The organism is Brevibacillus ruminantium, assembly GCF_023746555.1.
Lineage (GTDB): Bacteria > Bacillota > Bacilli > Brevibacillales > Brevibacillaceae > Brevibacillus > Brevibacillus ruminantium.
The window spans coordinates 4,083,929-4,108,287 of sequence record NZ_CP098755.1 but is presented as its reverse complement, the minus strand read 5'-3'; the positions used below and the strand labels follow the sequence as shown (position 1 = coordinate 4,108,287).

Sequence of the window (24,359 nt, the reverse complement as noted above, 5' to 3'; positions counted from 1 at the left end):
CCAGCCCCTGATTTTAACTTATAGGTGGAGAAGTCTCCCACTTCTAAAACCTTACAGCGTTTGGTTGTAAGTGGGGGATGAATCGACTTTGGACAAGGACAGGCTTTTGCCTGTTCAGTTGTCCGACACTTTGGTAAAATCTACTTATGATGTTCTTTGATAACTGGATATATGGGGTTGCATGGAGAAACAAAATGCGAAAACCAAGCTTATCCTTCTATGCGTAAAATATCCAAGGTAACAAAAGAACTCCGAAACGTCGGACATCTAGGGTAGGGACTACCCGAAGTAACGCTCGAGGAGACGAAAGGTTACTTTCGTCGTGGATTTGAGAAGCTCCCACTTCAAGGCGTTAGCCTAAGTGGAGAGTAGTTCACTATGGTAACAACCAAGAATCTGGAGACGCTGGAGGAGCGTGCTACTCTGGCGGATTACAAAGGAAAGTGGCTGATTCTATTCTTCTGGCCCTTTGACTTTACCTTTGTCTGCCCGACGGAAGTAACCTCCTTCAGTGACAATGTCGCAGAGTTTGAAGATCTGGACTGCGAAGTTCTGGGCGTCTCCACGGACAGCGTTCACGTCCATCGCGCGTGGATTCGCACCCCACGTGATCAGCAGGGAATTGGAGAGGTTCATTTTCCGCTCGCCAGCGATATTACCAAGAAAACCGCGGAGGCATACGGGGTTCTCGACGAAGAGACGGGAGCCGCACATCGCGGACTGTTCATCATTGATCCGGAGGGTGTCCTTCGCTACCAGGTCGTGACGGATATGAACGTCGGCCGCAGTGTTGACGAAACGCTGCGTATCTTGCAAGCCTTGCAAGCGGGCGGTTTGTGCCCGGCCAACTGGAAACCTGGCATGAAGACGCTGTAAAATACACGCTTTTCATAACCTGCCTGCTGACCGCCATCAGCGGGCTTTTTCTCTTTGGGACGGCTGCGGTACAATGAGAAAGTACAGACGTTATCAGAGCGGCAGAAAAGAGGGGAATAGCATGCGAGATGTACCGAACAGACACCGCGGATTGCCTCCGCGGACTCCGGAGTTGCTCTATCAGATCGTGCGCAAATTTTATCGAGGGGCAGTCAGCCATTTCGACCTGATACAGGAGAAAAAAGCGGAAGTCCAGCAGGTGCTCACCTCTACTGCGGGATGGCCGGATAGGGAGCGGGAGACAGCCATACGCCAAGCTCTCACCACGCTTTTCCTGGAATTTCACTTCTACGTCACCTGTTGGCTGCAAATCGAGATGGCGCTTTATCGCCTGGCAAAAGGGAATGATAGGCACGCGAAGATTATGGACAACTATCGCGAGGTGCTAAAGACTCACGTGACTGTTCGCCATCATTTGGATGACACAGAAGCATGCGTAGAAGCTCAGCGTGGGGAAAGCAGCAGTGTCTGGTCTGGGGCCACAAGTGATTTGTACCGGTTTGGCGACCTGTATTTTACCGTCGATCAGAGGAGCTTGGACAGCCTGCACACACTCTATGAAGCAATCATGGCTGAAAAAGAAACGTGACCGCAGGAACAGCCATGCGGTCACGTCACTCGAGAGTATTTGCTTAGAAACCGGCGTAGATGGAACCGGTATAAGGTGCGTGTTGACCTGCGTTGAGCGCGCGTACTTCTTGGGCATTGGTTCCGGCGAAGCTAGGGTGGAATACGGCTTGTACACTGCTGCCCAGCGGAGCGGTGTGCATGTGCTGATGCTGCTGAGCAGGGATGGCACCATAGCCAGCTCCTATGGAAGCGAAGCCAGCCGCTTGAGGGGAATGCCCTTGGTTCAACTGGCGCACTTCTTGTGCATTGGTTCCTGCAAATCCGGGGGAGAAGATGCTGCCAGCATGGCCGGAGATCGGAGCCGAGTAGCCGGTGTAGCCTTGGTTGAATCCTTGGTTGTAGCCCGTATGGTTACGAGCTTGTACTTCTTGTACGTTGGTGCCTGCGAAACCAGGGGAGAAAACAGCTTGAGCAGACTCGCCGTATTGCGGCAAATAGCCGGTTTGTGCTTGCTGGTAGCCGTAGGGTTGCTGCTGGTACCCGGCTTGAGGCGCAAAGGAGGCATAGCTGGTTTGGTTTTGGTGACGAACCTCCTGTGCATTGGTGCCCGCAAATCCCGGTTGGAAAATGGCCTGAGCGCCTGCAAATCCTGACGTGGAACCGCCGTATGTAGAGGTCAATGGGGCATGTCCGCCTTGATTCCAGTAGCGAACCTCTTGTACGTTGGTGCCTGCAAAACCAGGTTGGAAGATTGAATGGGCACTGCCTGAAATGGGTGTTTGGTGTGTATGCATCATGTTTTGATAGGTCATTTTGACCACCTCCTGACATTTATAATTTCCAAGGTTTAGAAGCTGATTCATCAAACATTGATAAAAGACAATTCTCATTTGTACAAAAAGCCCGCCCAAGCAAACGGGTCAGCACGTCGTGCTTGGGTGAGCTGCATATCACAGGTATTTCTGATTAGCCGGATACGGCTCCTCGACCGTCGTGAAGGCGCCAGACGTATTGCGAATAGTGGATCAGATTGGAAAGGGAAATCCTGCGAATCGAAGGCTCATCAAATTTTTCAGGCTTGGCGTTGGCTTCAAACAACCAGAGCTTTCCTTCTTTGGTTAAACCTAAGTCCATCGACATCTCGGCCAGCCCGGGGATGGTTTGATTCAGAGCGTTGGCGATGGTTAAAGCCGTTTCTTTTATCTTGGCTTCCAGCTTTTCCGCTTCATCTGAGAAGATCTCTTGCAGGACCGTTTCCAGCGAATGAATAGATCCTCCGCGCGGCACATGGGTCGTTATGTTCTGTGAGCCTGAGCGGCGAATCCCGATGCCCGTTACTACCCATTCGCCCTGACCATTTTTCTGTACCAGTGCCCGTACGTCAAAGGGTTTGCCCAGGTATTTCGCCCGGTGGATACCCTGTTGCATGATGTAGGGTTTGTTGCGTATATGCTCCTTTACATACTTCCAAGCCCCATCCAGGGTAGAAAACTTGCGAGTGACGGTTTTCTGCTCCTTCAGCCGCAGAACCACCCAGCTGTTTTTCTTATACTCCAGACGCATAATCCCTTCGCCTGCTTTGCCCAATACCGGCTTTAGATAGACGAAACGAAATTGACTGCAGAACTGGCGAAATTTGTTGAAGGTATCCAGCTTGAGCGTATCCGGCAGGAAGGGAGTCACTTCCGAATAGGCTCTCAAAGTATGAAAGAGTTTGTGCTTTTCAAAAAAACAGCGGTTGAACAGCGTGACATTTTGCAGGTTATCAAATTGATTGAGTGTCTCCTGCACGTCAGAACGCTTTTCGGCCTTACGGGAAGGAATTCGATTGTAAACGACATGCGGGATGGGCAGCATGGTTTCCAGCCACTGATTTTGCTGTTCATCGTAGAGATAACCGCGCACAACCTTCTTTTTCCAGTCAATCCCGTTTGGTGTAAATACATAAACGAGGGCGCCCAGCTTTTTACCAGCCAGCGCAATGTCTTTAAAGTTTTCTCGGTTTCCTAAAAATTGCTGGCCTCGGGCTACGGTCAAGATTCCGATTATAGGGCCAAGCTTCAATGAGTCATTCGTTGCTCTCCAATTAATTCTGGTACGGATGCGGCCTGGTTGCAGACGAGGGAGACCGATGTACACTAGTTTTGATAATTGAAATGGACCTAAACTGGCAAGCAGTCTTTTGCGGCCGCGCAAGACAAGAAGTTGGTGTTGACGCGGGATTTTCAAAAACCAACGGCCGCCGGGGAGGATCGTCAACCACCCGGAGCGCAGTTGAGGCATGGGTGTTCCTCCTTCCTTACGGTGTTCGGTCATTTGTTAAAAATTGGCGAGATAGCAACTGTAGTCTACAAGCAGGCTGCGGGACTCCTGATCGGCCTTTTTCAGTCTGGCATGCTTGAAAATCGAACGACCTGGCTTGGAATTGGCTTCAAACATCCAAACATGCCCATGTTTGTCGATTCCCATATCCAGCCCCAGTTCGCCAAGATCCATGCCTTTGGCCTGTTCAATCGCGGAAGCCAACCGTATAGCTGCCTGAGATACGCGCTCCGTCATTAAAGTTTTCTGTTTGCCGAATAAATAGGACAGCAACTCGTCACCTGGAATGACAGTCCCCCCCGTACGGACATGGGTCGTGACACTGCCGGAACCGGCTACCTTTGCTGCCATGCAGGAGACTACCCACTCGTTTTGCAGGTTTTTGTGCAAATGAACGCGGAAGTCGAATGGCCGTCCCTGGAAGGTTAACAGGGAAATCCCCTGTTGAGCCAGATAGGCACTAGCCCTGCGTGTCCGAAACACATGCTGGTACAAAGCGGTGATGTTGGTGAATCGTCGACTTACATTTCCGCTTCCATTATGGTAAGTCACTGCATAGCCTTTTACTCCGGGAGAGGAGACGATTTTGACAATTCCGTACCCCAGACTCCCGTTTTTCGGCTTGAGGTAGACGATCGGGTATTTCCGAAGAAGGGTGCGGAGAGTTTGCAAATTGGGTGATGAATACGTTTCGGGGATAAATTCATTTACCTCGGGATTAGGATATAACAGCTGGTGGATGCCCCACTTGTTGAAAAAACCCTGGTTAAACATGGGCATGCTGTAATTGGCCAGCTTGAATTTGAACGCCTGGACCGCCTCATGTCTCTCTGCGCTTCGTGACGGTATGCGGTCGTAGACAACATCAGGGAGAGCTGTTTTGTATTTTCTCCAGACATATCCACCTTGCTTGGTAGAGCGAAGGAACCAGGCATTTACCCGATTGGTCTCCCAATCGACGTCGTTTGGCTCGAAGATGAAGTAAAACACCCCTTTTCCTTCCTGTGCCTGCAGCAGTGTCTGAAAAAACGAGGTGCGCTGACCAATTGGTTGGCGAGAGTTTTGTCTGAGACCAGTGGTGACGATACCAATTGCGGGACCAATCCGCAGTGTTTCTTCTTCTTTTTTCAACTGAATCAGACCACTGTGCGGTATGCCCAAGTCCGTTTTCAGCATGGTTGTTATTTTTACAACATTACCTTCAGGGTTACGACGGTCTTGAAAAACAGTGGCCACCACTTCCCGTTTCCCCAGAGAGATTTTGACCTTTTGCCGTGGGCGAAGCTGCAGCTTCTGACAGAGCTGGGATGGCAAGATAATACCCGATACGTGGGGATACGAAAGGAAACGGAGCCGCACTCTGATCGATTCCATGCTTGTTTTACCTCCTACGCATGTTTCATGAGATAGCAGGCGTAGCGTACGGGCTGGATAATCGAATGAATCCTGGCTTTCGGATCATTAATCATGGTAAAGACGGTACGCCCGGGTCTGCTGTTTACTTCGATAATCCATATATTTCCAGCTGTATCAATGCCGACGTCAATGCCAAGCTCAACGAGTCGACCGTGTTCTCTCTCCAGGAACGGCGGCAGCTCTGCCACAAGTTGTTCCAGTTCCTTCTCGATCGTACTTCTGGTTTTAGCAGGAAAATGCATGGTGAGGAAGCTATCCAGGGAGGTGGCCTGACCTCCTCCATGCAAATTGGATGTGATGCTCCGTTTGTCACCAAGTCGTACTGCCCTTCCCGTCGTTTCCCATTCTCCTTCTCCATTTTTCTGCACCAGCACGCGCACATCGAACGGAGTACCGTCCTGGGTATGCAGAGGCAAATAAGGCTGGAGGAGATATTTTCGACTCCCGATGTACCCGGTTAGAAAGGTTTTTAATCCATTCAGAGTGCGGAGTCTTTTCGTGAACGGCTTGTTTTCACGATCGCGTCCTGTAAGTTGGTACCCATTCGGATTTCGGTCGATCCGAATGACCCCGATTCCATGCGTACCGGCAATCGGTTTGATAACGGCGGAGCCTCTCTCCTGAAGCGTGCGATCCAGTGCAGCAAAGGAAAAAGGACTCGTGGGAGGAAGCCATTTTGTGAGCAGGGGAGATTTGTTCAGCATTTCATGAACCTGCCATTTTCCCGACAACCCATAGCCTAAAAAAGTAATCGATGGATCATTTTGCAACTTTTCTACAAATGGTTTATAGTGGCGATAGGATGGCCCGACAAAGCAACGGTCGTAGATGTAAAGAGGCAAGGGAAAGGTCTTGTTCTGCCAGACACCTCCCCGGTACTCAAATCCATTCACCATACGTGTGGAAAAATCCACTTGGCGTGGTGAAAAAACGAACACGCGAATGCCTCTTTTTCGCGCGATCATTGATAATTTTTTGTAATACCCTTTTTCACGAAAGGAAGAGCCGCGGCAAATGGTGATAATGCCTAGGCTTTTTTGGTTTTCGGACATGAAAGGTCACCTTCGTCTTGGTTTCTTGGGCGCTTGGGAACCCTTGCCCGATCGAGGAAACCCGCTCAAGTAAGAAGCGTAGTCCAGCATGCGAGAGGCAGAGGGCCGGATTTTTCTGAATGATGGTTCTTGCTCTCCTTCCTGCATGGGAAGACTATTTTTAGTCTTGGAGGGCTTGCTATTCACTTCGAGAAGCCACACATTCCCGCGTACATCGACTCCCAGATCGATGCCAAATTCGGCGTAATGTCCCGAGAGCGATTGTTCCAGCAGTTGTGACAGCTTGAGAGCGATCCCGTGCAAAGTTTGGACGGAAGGACGATTTGCCGTCATCCAGGGGCCGCACATTCGAAGAGCAGTGGCAGGAGTTGTCATGGAGCCACCGCGGGATACGTTGGAGACGATTCGGTTTTGCCCCAACCGTGCAACCATGGAAGTGACTTTCCACTCTCCTTGCCGATCCTTCTGCACCAGTACGCGAAAGTCGGTAGGGCGTTGATTGATTCCAATTAACGGCAGTCCTTGCTGAAGCAGATACGCCTTCCCTTTTGTTTTGCGGTTCAGATGGCGGTGAAGATCACCTATGGTTCCGAAGCGAAGGGAACGGCCGCCCGCATAATGGAGCTGGTAGCCGTTATTGATCCGGCGAATCCGGGCAATCCCTCGGCCCATGCTGCCATTTGACGGTTTGGCATAAATGGTCTGGTAGGAGTTCAGCATCGTATGGAGGTCTTGCAACCCTTCGTAGCGGATGGTTTGAGGAAGGTGCTGAGCGGCCTCAGGTTCATTTTCCAGGGCGGCATGTACATGCCATTTGTTCAAGAATTGTTCGTTGAAAAAAGGGATATCTGCTTCACGGCACCGCTGTTTCCAGTCACTCATCGCATCACTTTGCTCGAGCTGACGAGAGACCATGCGGTTGTATATACACTGCGGGAGAGGCAAAAGCACCTGCCTCCAAGCTCCATTGCGGCGGACCATACCTTTGACAGTTCCTGCATTCCAGTCCACATCCTGCATGCGGAAAACACAGACGACGCCCCCTCGCTTTTGGCAGCTGTCCGTGACCTCGTCAAAAAACGAGGTGAATGAGCCAAAAGGGGATAATGGATAGTGAGCATTGTACGTGGAAACGAGAATGCCCAGATAAGGCCCAAAAACAAGACGCTGCTGGCTCGCATGAAAACGCACCAGCAGAGGTACTCCCTTTGGCAGGTGAAGTGCCTTGGCAAGAGATGGCCGGATCAGGGCTTTGCGACTTTGCTGCACTCCATCTACTTTGGCCTTTGCAGTTTTGCCGCCGAATTGAACAGTTAGCGAAGAAGGTGCGAGTTTCCATTTGCGCAAGAGCGCCTGGGGCAGGTACAAGTCGATGTCTGTTTGGGGTTCGTACGATTGCAAAGTAACGGGAGCATATGACATGGCAATCCCCTTCCCATCAGGCATGAAGTTGGTCTATTTTATGAGAACACAGATACTTTGGTTCCAGAAGGAAAAGAGAGGTTGTTAGTATAGATGAATATTTGGATGCTGGCAGTAAACGTAGCGGTAGGCTCCGCCATTGGGGGAGTAACCAATGAATTGGCGATTCGGATGCTGTTCCGACCGCATCGCCCATGGCAAATTGGCAGATGGAGATTGCCTTTTACACCAGGCTTGATTCCTCGGAGACGAGATGACATCGCTGTCCAAATGGGACGATTGGTGGAGGAACATCTGCTGACGAAGGAGGGGATAAAAAAGGCGCTTGCCCAAGGAGAATTTGAGAAAAATCTAACGGTCTGGCTTGGGCGTACAGCCGATCATTGGCTGCAGGACAGCCATTCCGTGCGTCACTGGCTGTCCGTTCTGTACCCGCAGGCGTTTGATGACAGCGGCCGATTTTCCCCAAATATTCGCCAGCCGATCCAGCAAGCGTGGGACAATTGGCTGACAGGCCAAGTCGAAGCGCATCGCGACAAGACCTTGGAGCAGTTGCTTCCAGAGACAAGCAATGAGCGGATCGACATCGCTTTGGAGCAAATCAGCCGGCTGTTCCTGGAAAAATGCCGGGACTATTTGCACTCTCCCGACGGTCTGCAAACCCTTCAGCAAATGGTGCGTGGCCTGGTAGGAGGCGGAGGCGGCATGTTTGGCGGACTGGTCAATATGTTTCTCGGAGATGAGAAAATCATTGGGAAGCTGCTTCCTTATCTGGATGAAATTTTGACGAATCCCGCATTGGCCCAAAAAGTTCACGGTGTGCTTCGCCTGGAAACAGACAAGCTTTTGCAGAAAACAGTAGGAGATGTCGCAGATTGGCTCGGGAGCGAGCAACTTGCTTCCTGGTCACAGATCATCTTTTATAAAATCGAAGAAGAAGCGCTTCGGCTGGAGGACAAGCCTGTTTCAGAGCTGCTTGCCCCGCTTCGCAAGACGATTACCCAGGCGCTGGTTCCCCGCGTATCCCGATGGATGGTGGAAAAGCTGGAAGCCAATGTTGAGGTATTGTTCGAGAAGCTGCCGATCCGGGAAATCGTGACGCGGCAGGTAGAGGGCTTTCCCATTGAAAGGATCGAAGAAATGGTGGTCGGCATCTCCGGTCGGGAATTTCGGATGATCACCGTCCTTGGGTTTATACTGGGAGCGGTCATCGGGCTTGCCCAAGGTCTGCTTGCTCAGCTTTTTTCCTGATTCAGCCAGATTGAAACGAAACTGTAAACCGCTTGTAATGGTCCTGTAATATTTGGCGGGTAAGATAAAGACACGATGAAAACCCCCTTAATGATATACTTTCTGCCGGAGTAGCCGAAAAGCTACCCTTTTTTTTTGCCCGTCCTTCGGGTATATTGATGCAAGAGACCGGAATCACGGAAGGCCTGAAGAAAGGGGAGGGGGGCACTAGAAGCATGGCAACCAAACATGAGCAAATCCTTCAATATATAGACAAATTGCCAATTGGCTCTAAAATATCGGTACGCCAGATCGCCAAAGACCTAGATGTGAGTGAGGGAACCGCTTACCGCGCCATCAAGGAGGCGGAGACGCAGGGCTACGTCAGTACGATCGAACGCGTCGGTACCGTGCGGATTGAAAAAAAGCAGAAAGAAAATATTGAACGGTTAACCTTTGCCGAAGTAGTCAATATCGTGGACGGCCATGTACTTGGCGGTCGCGAGGGGCTGCACAAGACACTGAATAAATTCGTCATTGGAGCGATGCAGCTGGAAGCGATGATGCGCTACATTGACGCGGGCAGTCTGCTGCTGGTCGGGAATCGCTTTCAAGCGCATAAAATCGCCCTGCAGCAGGGAGCAGCCGTACTGATTACGGGCGGGTTTGACACCAGTGAAGAGATTAAGCAGCTGGCCGATCGTCTTGCTCTGCCGATCATCTCGTCCAGCTACGATACATTTACTGTGGCCTCGATGATTAACCGGGCGATCTACGACCGGCTGATCAAAAAAGAGATCGTCATGGTAGAGGATATACTCAAGCCGTTGGCCGAAACGCCTGTGCTGCTTGCCTCCGATCCCGTTGCCAAATGGCATCAATACACCGAGCTGTACCATGAGACGCGTTTTCCGGTCGTAGATGAACAGATGCGGCTGATCGGGATCGTGACCTCGAAGGATATCATCGGTCATGATCAAACCGCGCTTGTAGAAAAAGTAATGACGAAAAATCCGATTACCAGCTCGCCGCGTGTCTCCGTTGCTTCCTCTGCGCACACGATGGTGTGGGAGGGCATCGAGCTGCTCCCCGTCGTGGACAATGGACGCAAGCTGGTCGGGGTGCTGAGCCGGAACGATGTGTTGAAAGCTCTGCAATACACGGCCAAGCAGCCGCAGATGAGCGAGACGTTCCCCAATCTCATCATGTCGCATTTCCGCGAGGAGCGGCAGGGGGAAGACCTGGTCTACACCGGTGAGGTTACACCGCAGATGACCAACCATCTGGGAACGATGGCAAGCGGCATCATGACAACCGTAATGGCGGAGGTTGGGTGCAATTTGCTGAGAAATCACCGGCGTGCGGATATGGTGCCGGAAAACATTACGGTCTACTTTTTGAAGCCCGTGCAGATGGAAAGCAAGATCCACGTGAAGCCGCGCTTGCTGGATATCAGCCGCCGCTTCGGAAAGGTGGAAGTGTCAGTCTACCAGGGGGAGCTTCTGGTCGGGCAGGCGATGGTGTCTGCGCAGATTATTGATCGGTGAAACATATTGCCTCACTCGCTTATAGATGAAATGGATACATTTGCAAAGAAAAAGCTGGGGATTTTGCCCAGCTTTTTTCTGTTCTACGCTTGAGCTTGCTTCGAGGTTGATTCAGAGGTTGCGCTTCTTTTTCCCGCGAATGCCCCCTCCGCTGGGTAGGGCTCCACAGTCGCATGCAGGGGAACATGCTTCTTCGCGTAGCCGGGAAGAATCTCTTCGATCCGGCCGTTGCTCGCAGACGCAGACATGCATTCAGATTTGATGACGAAATCGATATCTCATTCAATATGGGAACGGGTTTCCACAAAAAGGTAAATAAAAAAGGCATAACCCTGCGCCCTGATTTGTTTGATGTAACTTTACATTAGCTTGATGCGTCCTATAGATAAGTAATTTACATAAAATGGTATAAACGGGAGGTAAACGTCTTGAAAAACAAGGTGTTGATTATACTGAGTTGTATTTTTTTTAATGCCTGTTCACCGTCAAATGATCTCCAGTCGACTTTTGAACATGTACCCAAAAAGGTTGTGGAGGCTATCGCAGAAAACTTGAAAAAGGACATTTCTACTCTTATAGAAGAAGATTATAGTAAGGTGGAGCACCTTTTTCTTAGTGCAGAGATGTTCGATGACCAGGATAAAAATGCAATTCAAATGGAGTTTTTGCAAAAAATGACCAATTTACAATCATTGGAATTAAGCGGGGTTGAAGTGGAGAATATCGCACAAATAAAATTTCCGAAGAACTTGTCTTCTTTAACGATATCTGATGTTCATCTGGAAAATTTGGATTTCGTGAAGAACCTTCCTTCACTGAAAATGTTGACAATAAGTAATAATCAAATCCAAGATATAACTTCCGTCAGCACATTGCAAAACCTAACATACTTGGCTGTTATCAACAACCCGGTACGTGACATTGGCGTTGTACAGGAATTGCCGCATTTAGAACGGTTACTGTTGATGGAAACGGATGTTTCTGATCTTACAGCTTTGGAGAACCTGCAGACACTGACGTATCTTGATATACGAGATACTAAAGTAACGTCAGTAAAACCTCTCGTGAGTGTACCAGGCTTGAAATACCTACTGTTGAGTAAAAAGGAAGTAAAAGATGTTCACCTGCTGTCTGGACACAAGGATTTGAAAATATCCGAACAAACTATTTTGGAAGTAGAGTAAAAGCCCCTGATGGGACTTTTACTCTAAAATACGGTATCCAGTTACCGTTGGGTACGAAGTTAGTACCTGCGCCAATGTCGTTCTGTTTTTACTACCAGGATCGTTGACAAGAATCATGCTGGGTGTAATCTCCGAATAATTGGGATTTCCATCAGGATCAATACTCAATGTTCCTGAAAAACCCTGGGCTACAACCATGTGTGTGTTAGAACCAGAGACTCCGATCATTACCGGGGTATCCGAATAATAAAGATAATCAAATATATCTGCTCTGATTTTTTCAAAGTTTTTATCCACCCTGGTATATTTTAATCGGTACCTAGTTGCAACGACTGAAAAGTCAATCGGGCAATCATACGGTTTAATTGCATTTCTCAACGTTCCCGGATCGACATTATAACCGTTATAGGTTAACACCATAGCCGCCGAGGTAATATAACATCCTTCCTCACACATGGTTTTACCGCAACTTGTTTTCTCTGATGACCACGACTGCCCACATTGATAAAACGGGCTAATGCCAAGATTTGCACGAAACATTTTTGATGCCATCACTCATTCTCCTCAATTTTTAGGTTAGCGTTATAACGCTTTCATCAATAAAGGTAAAATGGTGATTACAATAACAACCAAAACAGAATTTTTTGAGCAATTTTTTTTCAGGAGGAGAGTTGAGTGGAAACAGATGTGGTTTGATGTCCTGCAATCCGTTATGTAGTCCTCGGGAAATAAAAAAGGACAACCGTCGGCACAGCACTCGGGTTGTCTGAAGCAATAGTATGTCACACACGCTCATTATAGCGCAAGCAAAAATCGTTTAGCCAGAAAAAACAGTTGCCATTGTAGGAAAATGATTCCCCACCCTGCGAAAAAGCTCGATCCATTACAGGTTAGGAGCTTTTTTTCACTTCGGCCTGCCAAGCTGTACGGTAGCGCAAATAATTGCGTGTGCCGAGCACCAGATTCATAACACCGACAAACAGAAGCAACAGTCCGACGACGATGCGGATCTTGTCCAAATCGTCGAAAAAAAGCTGATTCAATCCAAACAAAGAGACCAAAACACCAAGTGAGATATTCATTTTGCCCAGTGTCATCCGGGAAGCGAGCGGGTGAATGCCTCGCTGGCGGGCTGTCACACTGAAATAAACACTGGCGACCAGCGAAGCGACTACACCCGTCATATAGGTAGCAAACCACATGAATGGATTCCATCCTCTCTTTAAATCTAGGATTATCCTACTAAAGATTGCAAATCAGGTCAAATTCGGAATACGAATGTTTGTTCTGGTTATACTTTGTGGTATAATTTTCTTGTACAATCTGGACAGCTTACCAGGGGCAGCGTGCTCACCCCACTTCCGCATGAAAGGGGGTGATGCGTTGACTGTTTTCGAAGCGATCAGTCTGATGCTGTCTTTCGGTTCCCTCGTCGTATTACTCGTCACCCATGATACAGGCAATAAAAAGAAGTAGCCCACACCTTTGTCCATCCTGACAAGCGGGCTACTTCCCCGGCGGGCCGCTCCTCTGCGGGCACCAGTTGTACACGACCGGAGCGCTGCAACGCTTCGGTCCTTTTCTTTCACTATACCTGTGACATCCAGGAATGTAAAGACGGCGAGCCGTGAGAAAGTGGTTTGCCATCGTAACTCCAGCCGCATGCGGTATAATGGAGGAGAAGAAAAAAGACAACGGAAACGCAAGAGAGGGAGAATGGAAATGACCCCCTTTGTGCATTTGCATGTGCATACGGAATACAGTCTGCTGGACGGGGCGGCACGAGTGGAGGAGCTGGTAAAGCGCGCTGCGGAGCTGGGGATGAAAGCCCTGGCTATCACAGATCACGCCAATCTTTACGCGGCAGTCCCTTTTTACAAGGCATGTCAGCAGGCGGGAATCAAGCCGATCATCGGGATGGAGGTTTACGTAATCGAAGGAAACCTTCAGGATCGGGTGAGAAATGCGCCACCCCCCTCCCATCTGGTCTTGCTGGCGGAAAACAGCATCGGTTACGCAAATCTGCTGAAGCTGGCTACGATTGCAGGTACCGATGGCCATTTTATCCTGCCCCGATTAAATAAAGAAATACTGGCCAAACACGCGGACGGCCTGATCGCGCTCAGCGGCTGTCTGGAAGGCGAGGTGGCTCGCCTTCTTCTGGCGGGTGATGCCGTGGGTGCAAAGCAGGCAGCGCTGTGGTACCGCGATATTTACGGACCTGATCATTTTTATCTGGAGCTGCAGGATCACGGTGTAGAGCGTGAGCGGCGGCTCAACCAGCGGCTGCTTCGACTGGGCCAAGAAACAGGTCTGCCGCTTGTAGTGACCAACAATGTACATTATGTAGACCGCAATGAGCATCGTGAACATGACATCCTGCTTGCGATTGGCGAGGGGAAAACGGTGGATGAAGAAAACCGCTTCCGCTACGAAACCGACCAGTATTACTTGAAAAGCGGGGAGGAGATGACTCAGCTGTTTGCGTACGCTCCCGAGGCTCTGGCCAATACTGTGGGGATTGCAGAGCGGTGCAACTGGGAATTGTCGTTTGGACGTCATATTTTGCCGAAATATCCGCTGGCTGACGGACTGGAACCGACGAATTACTTGCGCGAGCTGTGCGAGCAGGGCTGTCTTGAACGGTATGGAACGATTACGCCTGAGATCAGGGAGCGGCTGGATCACGAGCTTTCCATCATCACCCGGACCGGTTTCACCGATTACTTTCTCATTGTGTGGGACTTCATGCGCTTTGCTCATGAACAGGAGATACCGACCGGACCGGGACGTGGGTCGTCAGCAGGCAGTCTGGTCGCCTACGCACTCAAAATCACCAATGTCGATCCGATAAAGTACAACCTTCTCTTTGAAAGGTTCCTCAATCCCGAGCGGGTGACGATGCCCGATATCGATATTGACTTCTCGGTGGAACGGCGTGATGAAGTGATTCGGTACGTCGCGGATAAATACGGACGTGATCGCGTGGCCCAGATTATCACCTTTGGCACGATGGCTGCCCGTGCTGCCGTGCGCGATACGGGAAGAGCGCTGGGGCTGTCGCTCGGACTTATTGACCGTGTCGCCAAAATGATTCCGCAGTCGCCGGGGATGACGATTGCCAAAGCTTTCGAGCTGAATCCCGATTTGGACAAACTGTGTGCGGAAAATGCGCAGGCTCGTCAATTGATCGAGACGGCCAAAGGTGTGGAGGGGCTGCCCCGCCATGCTTCCACCCATGCGGCAGGAGTCGTCATCGCACCTGAGCCGTTGACCCATTATGTGCCGTTGCAGACAGGCAGTGAGGGACTGGCATTGACTCAGTTTCCGATGGAGGACCTGGAAGAGATCGGGCTTTTGAAGATGGATTTTCTCGGTCTCAGGAACCTGACGATCATCCAGGAAGCGTTGCGCCATTTGCACCAATCGGGTGTAGAGGTGGATCTGGAGAACATCCCGACCGATGACGCCAAGACGTTTCAAATGCTAACGCGCGGAGAGACGACGGGAGTCTTTCAATTGGAATCAGCCGGTTTTCGCCATGTCCTGAGGGATTTGAAGCCGACAGTCCTGGATGACATCATCGCCGTACTTGCCCTGTACCGACCCGGACCGATGGAGATCATTCCACAGTACATCCGGGCCAAGCACAAAGAGAGTCCTGTCGAGTACGCCCATCCCGATCTGGAGCCGATTCTCAGTGAAACGCATGGCTTCATGATCTATCAGGAGCATATCTTGCTGATTGCCTCAAAGCTGGCCGGCTTCAGCATGGGAGAGGCCGATATTTTGCGGCGAGCGGTTGGAAAGAAAAAGCGCGAACTACTCGCAGAGCAGCGGGAAAAGTTCGTTGCTGGCTGTGTACGACAGGGTTACGGAGAAAAGCTGGGGCATGAAATTTATGATTTGATTGTCCGTTTTGCCGATTACGGATTTCCCAAGGCGCATTCCGTCGCATACGGGATGATTTCCTACCAGATGGCTTATCTGAAAGCCAACCATCCGCTCGCTTTTATGGCTGCCTTGCTTTCACTTTCCATCGGCAGTCAGACGAGAATTGCCGAGTACACGGAGGAAGCCCGCCGTCTGCATCTGCAAATTTTGCCGCCCGACGTCAATGAAAGCGAGGCCGTTTTCACAGTCAGCCGGGATGCGATCCGCTTTGGACTTGCCGCGGTAAAAAACGTCGGCTATGGAGCCATTGAATCGATCGTACGGGAGCGGAAAAGTAGACCATACCGAGATCTATTCGACTTTTGCGCGCGGGTAGACGGCAGGTTGGTCAACAGGAGGGTCGTCGAATCCCTGATTCTCTGCGGTGCGCTGGACGGACTGCCGGGGCATCGCAGTCAACAGATGGTCCTGCTGGATGAAGCGATGGGCAAAGCGACAGGCAAAAGAAGCGAGCGCGATGCGGATCAGCTTAATCTTTTCGCCGCAGATACGGCGGTTGATCCGGTGCGCCAGCCAGCGGAATACCCAGAGGTGCCGCCCTTTTCCCACGTCCAGCAGCTAAAGGAAGAGCGCGAGCTGCTTGGAGTTTACCTGTCCGGCCATCCGCTCGACCAGTATGCTCATCTGTTCAACCGTCCGGAGGTGCATTCCGTTGCCAGCTTGCCGGAGTGTGCCCGCGAACAGAACGTAAAGGTAGTGGGCATGATCACCCACCAGAAGCGCATCCAGACGAAGAAAGGGGAGCCAATGGTGTTTCTTCAGCTGGAGGATAAGACGGCACAGGTAGAGACGGTTGTGTTTCCCAAAGTGTTTGCCAAGTATGCCGAACTGTTGAATACAGAGCAGGTGGTCGTGGCTGAAGCGCGGGTCGACCGCCAGGATGATGCGGTAAAGCTGATCGCCAACCGCTTTTGGGACGCCTCGCTGCTACCCAAACCGGAAATGGAGCCGGTCCTGTTTGTCAAAATATCGCCACAGCAGGAGCAGGATTCGACCCTGCACAGTTTGCAGAGACTGTTTGTCGAAAAAAGGGGAACGATTCCTGTTGTATTGTATTACGAAGGAAAAAGACAGACAATTCGCCTACCCGATTCGATTCGGGTAGAGGTAAATGAGTCATTTTTGGAGCTAGCGCGAGAAATTGTGGGACGTGACAGCGTAATTCAAAAAGAATTGCCCATAAACGGGGGAGGATGACCAATGTCCTCCCTTTTTTGACGATTTCGGCGGGTTTACAGGATTACGCGTTTTGCTATAATGAAAACATAATTAAAAAAGTGGTCTGACCACTAAGCGCTGGTTCAGTATAGATAATTCCTAAAAAACATACATAACATTGATGAATGGAGTGGTTATTGTGTCCAACTTGCGAGAGGAATCACTGGAACTTCACAGAAAGCATCAGGGGAAATTAGAGGCTGTCACCAAGGTGCCTGTACGCAATGCGCGTGACCTCAGTCTGGCTTATTCGCCAGGGGTAGCAGAGCCTTGCAAGGAAATTTTTGATGACAAATCGAAAGTATACGACTACACCATGAAGGGGAACCTCGTAGCTGTTGTCAGCGATGGCACCGCTGTGCTCGGTCTGGGCAATATCGGTCCTGAGGCTGCCATGCCTGTAATGGAGGGCAAGGCGGTTCTGTTCAAATCCTTTGCTGGTGTAGATGCATTCCCGATCTGCCTCAATACCACTGATGTGGACAAAATCGTGGAAACGGTAAAGCTGCTTGAGCCAACGTTCGGCGGGGTAAACCTGGAGGATATCGCGGCTCCTGCCTGCTTCGAGATCGAAGAGCGCCTGAAGCGCGAAACCACGATTCCGATTTTTCACGACGACCAGCATGGAACAGCGATTGTAACGGCTGCCGGTCTGATCAATGCGCTGCGCGTGGTGAACAAGAAGCTGGAAGACATCCGCGTCGTTGCCAACGGTGCTGGTGCGGCAGGTATTGCGATCATCAAGCTGCTTCTGTCCATGGGCGTAAAAGACGTTATCATGTGCGACACTAAAGGGATTGTGTACGAAGGTCGTCCTTTCGGCATGAACCCGATCAAAGAAGAAATGGCCAAGATCACCAACCGCGACAAACTGGAAGGCAATCTGGCCGATGCCATGAAAGGCGCAGACGTGTTTATCGGCGTTTCCGTAGCAGGAGCTGTGACACAAGAAATGGTAAAAACCATGAATCGCGATGCGATCATTTTCGCCATGGCCAACCCGACTCCGGAGATCATGCCGGAAGAGGCCAAAGCAGCTGGTGCGGCTGTCATCGGTACAGGCCGTTCCGACTTCCCGAACCAGGTAAACAACGTACTGGCTTTCCCGGGCATCTTCCGCGGGGCGCTGGATACGCGTGCGACATGCATCAACGAAGAGATGAAGCTGGCTGCTGTTTACGCGATCGCCGATCTCATTTCGGAAGAAGAGCTGTCTGCTGACAAAGTGATTCCGGGACCGTTCGACCCGCGTGTAGCTCCGCAGGTAGCCGCAGCCGTAGCCAAAGCAGCGATGGATTCCGGATTGGCGAGAATCACAGTCGATCCAGAAGAGGTTCGCGAAAAAACAGCAAGACTCACCGCCATTTCCTATCAAAAAGTGTAATCGGCCGCATTCATTGACGAACACCCTCCGGGAACAGCAATGCTCCTTGGAGGGTGCTTCACGGAAGGCCATCTGGGAGGAGGAGCTTCAGGATGCTTGATTCGTTACAGGAAAAAAAAGTGTACGAAGGCATTCTCCTGCAAATCCACGAAATCGTTCAGGAGAAAAACTTGCGTCCCGGTGACAAGCTGCCCTCTGAGCGGGAGTTGTCTGAACAGCTGGGAGCAGGCCGCTCGTCTGTGCGGGAAGCGCTGCGTGCCCTGGAACTGCTCGGCTTGATCGAGACCCGCAGAGGGGAAGGCACCTTTTTAAAGCATTATCGTCACAATCGGTTGATTGATATTCTCGGCTTTTTTATTCTCCGTGATTACAAAACGAAAAAAGATTTGATCGAAATGCGAAAAGTGCTGGAGCTGGATGCCGTTCGGATGGCTTGTCGCAGGGCTACGGAAAAGCACTTTGAGGAAATGGAACGAATCCTTGCCGCAGCCGAGGAAAAGGTGGCCCAAGGGGAGATCCCTGCGGAGGAAGACTATCAGTTTCACCGCGTAATCTGTCGTTCCAGCCGCAACTCAATTCTGCACCGGATCTGGGCACCGCTGGTAGAGTACAGTAATTCCGTTCGCATCGAATCATTGGCTCGAGAGGGGCGCGCCCGTTCTGCTTTGGTAGAACATCGCCAAATTATGGAAGCCATTCGGGCAGGAGACGAGGAAAAGGCTGTAGAACGTATGAGAGAGCATCTGGAAAATTCAAAGCTTTGACATCTCCGGCCCTATTTGCGGCAGTTGCTGAGGCTGTGATATGATGATGCAGACCTGTATTGGACGATCAAGGAGGAAGCCACCATGTGGACGGTCATCTATATCGCTCCCAGCGAAAAAATCGCGGAACGGATACAGCAACGATTGACAGATGAAGGATTCCTGGTAAAGGTTCGCGAGGCGAAGGTCTCCAAGCAGTACGAGATTCTCGTCCCCGAGAGCGAAGTACTCGAAGTCCAGGAAGTACTCGGCACGATCCTTCACTGAAGAGAAGAGTGAGGTGTAACTGTGCTTAAGGATCTATTTGGAAAAAAACGCAAATTTGCTACAGTCCCCTCGGAAACGATTTCGCGAAGCACTTCTGCTGCGAGCAGCGCGAGCGAGGTTGTGACAAAAGGTAAAGAAGTACCAGAGGGACTGATGAACAAGTGCCCCCACTGCGGAACAATTCACTACTCCAAGGACCTGGAGAAGAATCTGCTCGTCTGCAAGGGATGCCAGTTTCATTTTTCAATGTCAGCTCCTGAGCGTATTTCGGCCCTGTTGGACGACGGTGGACTGGTTGAGGAATTTGATACGGACATCGTAACGACAAATCCCCTCGGCTTTCCGGGCTATATGGAAAAGCTGGAGAAAGATATGGAAGCGACCAATCTCAAAGAAGCAATCATCACCGGTGAAGGGCTTCTGGGAGGCAAGCGGATTGTCCTTGGCGTGATGGATTCCCGCTTTCGCATGGCCAGCATGGGTTCGGTCGTCGGCGAAAAAATTACCCGCGCGATCGAGCGGGCGATTGAACGGAGACTTCCGTTTATTCTGTTCTCCGCTTCCGGCGGGGCGCGGATGCAGGAAGGCACGCTCAGCCTGATGCAGATGGCGAAAACAAGCGCGGCCCTGGCGAAGCTTGATCGAGAAGGGCTTCTGTATATTTCCGTATTGACCAACCCGACCTATGGCGGTGTTACTGCCAGCTTTGCTTCCCTTGGCGATTACAATATTGCCGAGCCGGGTGCGATGATCGGCTTTGCCGGCAGACGTGTGATTGAGCAAACCATTCGGCAGGAGCTGCCAAAGGATTTTCAGACAGCCGAATTCCTGCTGAACCACGGCCAACTCGACATGGTTGTGCATCGGAGGGACATGCGCTCCACACTCATGAAGCTGGTTGAGATGCACACGACTGGGGAGGGAGTATAGATTATGGCAAACGAGCTTCCCTTTGAGAAACCATTAGTGGAGTTGCAGGATAAGATCAAGGAGCTTCGCAGGTTTACAGAGGAAAAAGGAATCGACTTCTCTGACGAGGTCGCACGCTTGGAGCAAAAGGCAAAAGATCTGGCCGAGCAAATCTATGGCAGCCTGACCCCGTGGCAGCGCGTACAGCTCGCGCGTCACCCCGAACGGCCCACCACATTGGACTATATTCAACATATTTTTACTGATTTTATAGAAGTGCACGGTGACCGATTGTTTGGCGACGACCTGGCAATCGTCGGGGGAATTGCCAATTTGGATGGAAGACCGGTAACCATCGTCGGCCATCAAAAAGGAAAAGATACCAAAGACAATATCAAGCGCAATTTTGGAATGGCTCACCCAGAAGGGTACCGCAAGGCGCTTCGCATCATGAAGCAAGCTGACAAATTTGGCCGGCCGATCATCTGCTTTATCAACACCTCGGGGGCATATCCGGGGAAAGCAGCGGAAGAGAGGGGACCAAGCGAAGCGATCGCAAGAAATCTCCTGGAGATGGCGAGATTTCGCGTGCCCGTTCTCTGCGTCGTGATTGGCGAGGGCGGAAGCGGCGGCGCCATTGCCATCGGCGTGGGCAATCGAGTCTATATGCTGGAGAATTCCTATTACTCCGTAATTGCGCCGGAGAGCGCTGCGGCGATTCTCTGGAGAGACGCCAGCCTGGCGATGCGCGCGGCGGAGTCTATGAAGATCACCGCTCCTGATCTGAAGGAGCTGGGTGTGATTGACGGAATCATTGAGGAACCGTTTGGCGGTGCCCATCGCGATATGTCCCTTCAGGCTGCGCTCGTAAAGGCCAAGCTGCTAGAGGGACTGGAACAGCTCTCGCATTTGAGTGAGGATGAACTGATACAGGACAGGTATGAGAAATTTAAACAGATTGGCCAGTACGCTTCCCTTTAAAATGGGGGGCGTTTTTTTCTTTTTTCTTGCGGTGGAATCTGATACAATCGTATACGAAGTCGAGACTTGTCAGATCTTTCTAACAGTATGTCACATTGCTTTGGTTGGTGTAACAGATATCTGTTTTGCACTGATACAGAGTGTTGAAAAGGGCATATGGTACATACTGTTTTCGTTTCAAGGCATCCTAATGACGGACAGAATGGCGAGGTGGTTTTCCATGCAAAAAATTGCGGTTTTGACCAGCGGCGGAGATGCGCCCGGCATGAACGCTGCCGTACGTGCAGCAGTCAGGCGTGCCGCTTTCCATGGGATTCAAATGTACGGCGTGTATCACGGGTATGAAGGGTTGATGTACGGAGACATCCAGGAGATGTCACTTGGCTCCGTAGGGGATATTATCCATCGCGGCGGGACGATTCTATACTCTGCCCGCAGTGAAGAATTCAAAACCGAAACGGGACAACAAAAAGCAATCGATCAGTTGAAGAGACGCGGAATCGAAGGACTGATCGTCATCGGAGGAGACGGTTCCTTCCGTGGTGCCCAAAAGATTTCGGAAAAAGGCGTGGCGACGATTGGCGTCCCGGGAACCATCGACAACGATATTCCTTGCACCGATTTTACCATCGGCTTTGACACGGCGCTGAATACCGTGGTTGATGCCATCGACAAGATCAGGGATACGGCCACCTCGCACGAGCGCACGTACATCATCGAGGTCATGGGACGGGATGCAGGGGATTTAGCCCTGTGGTCGGGTCTGGCAGCCGGAGCGGAGTCGATTCTCATCCCGGAGGCAGACAACGACATGAATGATATCGTTGAGCGCCTGGAAGCCGGGCATCGCCGGGGCAAAAAACACACGATCATCATCGTGGCAGAAGGGGTAGGCAGTGCCTCCCACTATGCGGAAGAGATCAAAAAGATGACCGGACTGGAGACGCGTGTCACTGTTCTAGGACATATCCAGCGCGGAGGTTCTCCGACTGCTTTTGACCGCATGCTCGCCAGCCGGATGGGAGCAGCAGCCGTTGATTTGCTGCTGGAAGGAAAAAGAGATCGCATGGTGGGCATTCGAAATAATGAGATTGTGGATGTCGATTTCCAGGAAGCATTGTCGCAGAAACATCATTTGGACTTATCTATTTATCAATTGGCACGCACGCTCTCCATCTAAGAGCGGAAGTACATTGACTAGGAGGGACTTCTTTTGTTGCGCAAAGCGAAAATCGTATGTACTATTGGACCCGCCAGTGAATCCGTAGAAACTCTGGTCAAACTGATTCAAGCAGGAATGAACGTGGCCCGCCTCAACTTTTCACACGGCTCCCACGAAGAACACGCCGCCCGGATCGTCAACATCCGCGAGGCTTGCGAGATCACCGGAAAACAGGTCGCCATTCTTTTGGATACCAAAGGCCCGGAAATCCGTACCGGTTCTCTTGCGGTGGATGCGGTAGAACTGGTAGAAGGAGAGCAAATTACGCTGACGACGGAAGAGATCGCCGGTACGGCTGAACGCGTCTCCATTACCTACGCGGATTTGCCAAACGACGTCAAATCGGGAGACACGATTCTGATCGATGATGGCTTGATTGGCTTGACGGTAGTCGAAGTGAAGGGAAATGACATTCTCTGCGATATTAAAAACGGCGGTGTTCTGAAGAGCAAAAAAGGGGTAAACGTGCCAGGCGTTAAAATCAATCTGCCGGGAATTACCGAGAAAGATGCACAAGATATTGAGTTCGGTATCGAGCAGGGTGTTGATTTTATTGCGGCTTCCTTTGTCCGCAAAGCATCCGACATCCTGGAGATCCGTGAAATTCTGGAGCGTCACAAGGTCAAGATCGATATTATCGCCAAGATTGAAAATCAGGAAGGCGTTGACAACGTCGATGAGATTTTGGCTGTCGCTGACGGAACGATGGTGGCCCGCGGCGATTTGGGTGTAGAAATCCCGGCGGAAGAAGTGCCGTTGGTGCAGAAAAAACTGATCAAAAAATGCAATGATCTGGGCAAACCGGTTATTACGGCGACCCAGATGCTTGATTCGATGCAGCGCAACCCGCGTCCGACGCGTGCAGAGGCAAGCGACGTCGCGAATGCGATTTTTGACGGCACCGATGCGATCATGCTATCTGGAGAAACGGCTGCGGGCAAATATCCAGTCGAGTCGGTAGAGACCATGAACCGAATCGCGCTCAGAGCGGAACAAGAGCTGAACTACCGTGAAATTCTCTACAGTCATGCGATCCAAAGACAGGTGACAATCACTGATGCGATCAGCCAGGCAGTGGCCAACGCTGCGCTTGATCTGAATGCGGCGGCCGTGATTACGGCAACCGAAAGCGGTCATACGGCGCGCATGGTGTCCAAGTATCGTCCCAAAGCGCCAATCGTGGCTGTGACGCCCAATGAAGATGTCATGCGCCGCCTTGCCTTGGTCAACGGGGTTTACCCTGTACTGGGGCCTGTCGCCAATACTACTGATGAAATGCTGGAGCTCTCCGTACAGCAGTCGCTGCAGGCAGGCTTCGTGCGTCATGGCGATCTCGTCGTGATTACGGCAGGCGTACCGGTTCGAGAAGTAGGGACGACCAACCTGATCAAAGTCCATGTAATTGGCGATATTGTGGCCAAAGGGCAAGGAATTGGCCGCAAAGTGGTAACGGGGAAGGCCGTCGTGGCCCGCTCTGCCGCAGAAGCGTTGGCCAAGACAGAAGAGGGAAGCATCCTGGTCATGCTGGGCACCGATTCGGAGATGATCACTGCCTTTGAAAAAGCAGGAGCTGTGATCACGGAGGAGGGGGGACTTACGTCTCATGCCTCCATCGTGGGATTGAACCTCAATGTTCCTGTGATTGTCGGAGTGCCTAAAGTGACGGACCTGATAAAAGATGGCCAGATCATCACGGTAGATCCCGAACGCGGCCATATCTACACAGGGCATGCACGGGTGCTGTAGCTGACGGATTCAGCTTTTGCCTATCTGAGGAAATACCAGGAAAAGGGAGAGGGTCAAAAACAGGCCCCCTCTCTTTCTTGTGCCTTCAGACAGAGTTCAACGACCAGCGTATAGGTAGAGAATCCTCTGGTTCAGTTGTCCATAGGAATATATGTCTAGATTTGTGGAAAGAAGGGTGAAGAGAATGTGTCACCCTTCTTTGTTTTTAGGTAGAAAATCCTAAGGTTTGAGGGGT

At 51.0% G+C, this 24,359-nt stretch carries 21 protein-coding genes; 14 read left to right on the top strand and 7 right to left on the bottom strand.

Annotated features, from left to right (window positions below; all coding sequences use genetic code 11):
• Window positions 1-378: 378 nt before the first annotated feature.
• Window positions 379-876, top strand: a complete 498-nt coding sequence (locus NDK47_RS20260; protein ID WP_251871573.1) for a peroxiredoxin — start codon at window positions 379-381, stop codon at window positions 874-876.
• 121 nt (window positions 877-997) lie between these two features.
• Window positions 998-1,525, top strand: a complete 528-nt coding sequence (locus NDK47_RS20255; RefSeq protein WP_251871572.1) for a hypothetical protein — start codon at window positions 998-1,000, stop codon at window positions 1,523-1,525.
• 43 nt (window positions 1,526-1,568) lie between these two features.
• Here NDK47_RS20255 and NDK47_RS20250 read toward each other — a convergent pair whose 3' ends face one another.
• From NDK47_RS20250 to NDK47_RS20230, 5 genes are all read right to left on the bottom strand, one after another.
• Window positions 1,569-2,318 carry a hypothetical protein gene (locus tag NDK47_RS20250; RefSeq protein WP_251871571.1) on the bottom strand — a complete coding sequence of 250 codons (750 nt, stop codon included), beginning with the start codon at window positions 2,316-2,318 and terminating at the stop codon, window positions 1,569-1,571.
• 154 nt (window positions 2,319-2,472) lie between these two features.
• Complete coding sequence (locus tag NDK47_RS20245; protein ID WP_251871570.1) at window positions 2,473-3,789, bottom strand: YheC/YheD family endospore coat-associated protein; 1,317 nt, start codon at window positions 3,787-3,789, stop codon at window positions 2,473-2,475.
• 36 nt (window positions 3,790-3,825) lie between these two features.
• Window positions 3,826-5,202 carry a YheC/YheD family endospore coat-associated protein gene (locus tag NDK47_RS20240; RefSeq protein WP_251871569.1) on the bottom strand — a complete coding sequence of 459 codons (1,377 nt, stop codon included), beginning with the start codon at window positions 5,200-5,202 and terminating at the stop codon, window positions 3,826-3,828.
• Window positions 5,203-5,216: 14 nt separating this feature from the next.
• Window positions 5,217-6,296 (bottom strand): YheC/YheD family endospore coat-associated protein, encoded by a 1,080-nt coding sequence (locus tag NDK47_RS20235; RefSeq protein ID WP_251871568.1) that lies wholly within the window; start codon window positions 6,294-6,296, stop codon window positions 5,217-5,219.
• 6 nt (window positions 6,297-6,302) lie between these two features.
• A complete protein-coding gene (locus NDK47_RS20230; protein WP_251871567.1) occupies window positions 6,303-7,718 on the bottom strand; it encodes a YheC/YheD family endospore coat-associated protein in 1,416 nt (471 codons plus the stop codon).
• A 93-nt stretch (window positions 7,719-7,811) separates the two neighbouring features.
• Here NDK47_RS20230 and NDK47_RS20225 point away from each other — a divergent pair, with 93 nt between their 5' ends.
• From NDK47_RS20225 to NDK47_RS20215, 3 genes are all read left to right on the top strand, one after another.
• The gene (locus NDK47_RS20225; protein ID WP_251871566.1) at window positions 7,812-8,969 is read left to right on the top strand and encodes a DUF445 domain-containing protein; all 1,158 of its coding nucleotides are present in this window, start codon (window positions 7,812-7,814) and stop codon (window positions 8,967-8,969) included.
• Window positions 8,970-9,184: 215 nt separating this feature from the next.
• Window positions 9,185-10,495: a DRTGG domain-containing protein gene (locus NDK47_RS20220; RefSeq protein ID WP_251871565.1), complete on the top strand. Its 1,311-nt coding sequence runs from the start codon at window positions 9,185-9,187 to the stop codon at window positions 10,493-10,495.
• 428 nt (window positions 10,496-10,923) lie between these two features.
• The gene (locus NDK47_RS20215) at window positions 10,924-11,679 is read left to right on the top strand and encodes a leucine-rich repeat domain-containing protein (RefSeq protein ID WP_251871564.1); all 756 of its coding nucleotides are present in this window, start codon (window positions 10,924-10,926) and stop codon (window positions 11,677-11,679) included.
• Window positions 11,680-11,697: 18 nt separating this feature from the next.
• Here the strand turns inward: NDK47_RS20215 and NDK47_RS20210 are convergent, their stop codons facing one another.
• Complete coding sequence (locus NDK47_RS20210) at window positions 11,698-12,231, bottom strand: C39 family peptidase (RefSeq protein WP_251871563.1); 534 nt, start codon at window positions 12,229-12,231, stop codon at window positions 11,698-11,700.
• 338 nt (window positions 12,232-12,569) lie between these two features.
• Complete coding sequence (locus tag NDK47_RS20205) at window positions 12,570-12,881, bottom strand: YtpI family protein (RefSeq protein WP_251871562.1); 312 nt, start codon at window positions 12,879-12,881, stop codon at window positions 12,570-12,572.
• A 181-nt stretch (window positions 12,882-13,062) separates the two neighbouring features.
• On the opposite strand from NDK47_RS20205, the gene NDK47_RS20200 reads away from it, so the two are divergent.
• The 9 genes from NDK47_RS20200 to pyk all read left to right on the top strand — a co-directional run bounded on the left by NDK47_RS20200 (window position 13,063) and on the right by pyk (window position 24,124).
• Window positions 13,063-13,155: a putative holin-like toxin gene (locus tag NDK47_RS20200; RefSeq protein WP_251871561.1), complete on the top strand. Its 93-nt coding sequence runs from the start codon at window positions 13,063-13,065 to the stop codon at window positions 13,153-13,155.
• Window positions 13,156-13,401: 246 nt separating this feature from the next.
• Window positions 13,402-16,830, top strand: a complete 3,429-nt coding sequence (locus NDK47_RS20195) for a DNA polymerase III subunit alpha (protein ID WP_251871560.1) — start codon at window positions 13,402-13,404, stop codon at window positions 16,828-16,830.
• Window positions 16,831-16,990: 160 nt separating this feature from the next.
• Window positions 16,991-18,235: an NADP-dependent malic enzyme gene (locus tag NDK47_RS20190; protein ID WP_251871559.1), complete on the top strand. Its 1,245-nt coding sequence runs from the start codon at window positions 16,991-16,993 to the stop codon at window positions 18,233-18,235.
• Between the two features lie 92 nt (window positions 18,236-18,327).
• Window positions 18,328-18,999 (top strand): FadR/GntR family transcriptional regulator, encoded by a 672-nt coding sequence (locus NDK47_RS20185; protein ID WP_251871558.1) that lies wholly within the window; start codon window positions 18,328-18,330, stop codon window positions 18,997-18,999.
• 84 nt (window positions 19,000-19,083) lie between these two features.
• Window positions 19,084-19,266, top strand: a complete 183-nt coding sequence (locus NDK47_RS20180) for a glutamate decarboxylase (protein WP_251871557.1) — start codon at window positions 19,084-19,086, stop codon at window positions 19,264-19,266.
• A 21-nt stretch (window positions 19,267-19,287) separates the two neighbouring features.
• Window positions 19,288-20,196: an acetyl-CoA carboxylase, carboxyltransferase subunit beta gene (gene accD, locus NDK47_RS20175; RefSeq protein WP_251871556.1), complete on the top strand. Its 909-nt coding sequence runs from the start codon at window positions 19,288-19,290 to the stop codon at window positions 20,194-20,196.
• 3 nt (window positions 20,197-20,199) lie between these two features.
• The gene (gene accA / locus NDK47_RS20170; RefSeq protein ID WP_251871555.1) at window positions 20,200-21,156 is read left to right on the top strand and encodes an acetyl-CoA carboxylase carboxyl transferase subunit alpha; all 957 of its coding nucleotides are present in this window, start codon (window positions 20,200-20,202) and stop codon (window positions 21,154-21,156) included.
• A gap of 220 nt (window positions 21,157-21,376) precedes the next feature.
• Window positions 21,377-22,336, top strand: a complete 960-nt coding sequence (gene pfkA, locus NDK47_RS20165; RefSeq protein WP_251871554.1) for a 6-phosphofructokinase — start codon at window positions 21,377-21,379, stop codon at window positions 22,334-22,336.
• 33 nt (window positions 22,337-22,369) lie between these two features.
• Window positions 22,370-24,124, top strand: a complete 1,755-nt coding sequence (pyk, locus tag NDK47_RS20160) for a pyruvate kinase (RefSeq protein ID WP_251871553.1) — start codon at window positions 22,370-22,372, stop codon at window positions 24,122-24,124.
• Window positions 24,125-24,359 lie beyond the last annotated feature (235 nt).

Coding starts and splice junctions, on each gene's coding strand:
- NDK47_RS20260 (WP_251871573.1), top strand. CDS start 379: ATGGTAACAACCAAGAATCTGGAGACGCTGGAGGAGCGTGCTACTCTG.
- NDK47_RS20255 (WP_251871572.1), top strand. CDS start 998: ATGCGAGATGTACCGAACAGACACCGCGGATTGCCTCCGCGGACTCCG.
- NDK47_RS20250 (WP_251871571.1), bottom strand. CDS start 2,318: ATGACCTATCAAAACATGATGCATACACACCAAACACCCATTTCAGGC.
- NDK47_RS20245 (WP_251871570.1), bottom strand. CDS start 3,789: ATGCCTCAACTGCGCTCCGGGTGGTTGACGATCCTCCCCGGCGGCCGT.
- NDK47_RS20240 (WP_251871569.1), bottom strand. CDS start 5,202: ATGGAATCGATCAGAGTGCGGCTCCGTTTCCTTTCGTATCCCCACGTA.
- NDK47_RS20235 (WP_251871568.1), bottom strand. CDS start 6,296: ATGTCCGAAAACCAAAAAAGCCTAGGCATTATCACCATTTGCCGCGGC.
- NDK47_RS20230 (WP_251871567.1), bottom strand. CDS start 7,718: ATGTCATATGCTCCCGTTACTTTGCAATCGTACGAACCCCAAACAGAC.
- NDK47_RS20225 (WP_251871566.1), top strand. CDS start 7,812: ATGAATATTTGGATGCTGGCAGTAAACGTAGCGGTAGGCTCCGCCATT.
- NDK47_RS20220 (WP_251871565.1), top strand. CDS start 9,185: ATGGCAACCAAACATGAGCAAATCCTTCAATATATAGACAAATTGCCA.
- NDK47_RS20210 (WP_251871563.1), bottom strand. CDS start 12,231: ATGGCATCAAAAATGTTTCGTGCAAATCTTGGCATTAGCCCGTTTTAT.
- NDK47_RS20205 (WP_251871562.1), bottom strand. CDS start 12,881: ATGTGGTTTGCTACCTATATGACGGGTGTAGTCGCTTCGCTGGTCGCC.
- NDK47_RS20195 (WP_251871560.1), top strand. CDS start 13,402: ATGACCCCCTTTGTGCATTTGCATGTGCATACGGAATACAGTCTGCTG.
- NDK47_RS20185 (WP_251871558.1), top strand. CDS start 18,328: ATGCTTGATTCGTTACAGGAAAAAAAAGTGTACGAAGGCATTCTCCTG.
- NDK47_RS20180 (WP_251871557.1), top strand. CDS start 19,084: ATGTGGACGGTCATCTATATCGCTCCCAGCGAAAAAATCGCGGAACGG.
- accA (WP_251871555.1), top strand. CDS start 20,200: ATGGCAAACGAGCTTCCCTTTGAGAAACCATTAGTGGAGTTGCAGGAT.
- pfkA (WP_251871554.1), top strand. CDS start 21,377: ATGCAAAAAATTGCGGTTTTGACCAGCGGCGGAGATGCGCCCGGCATG.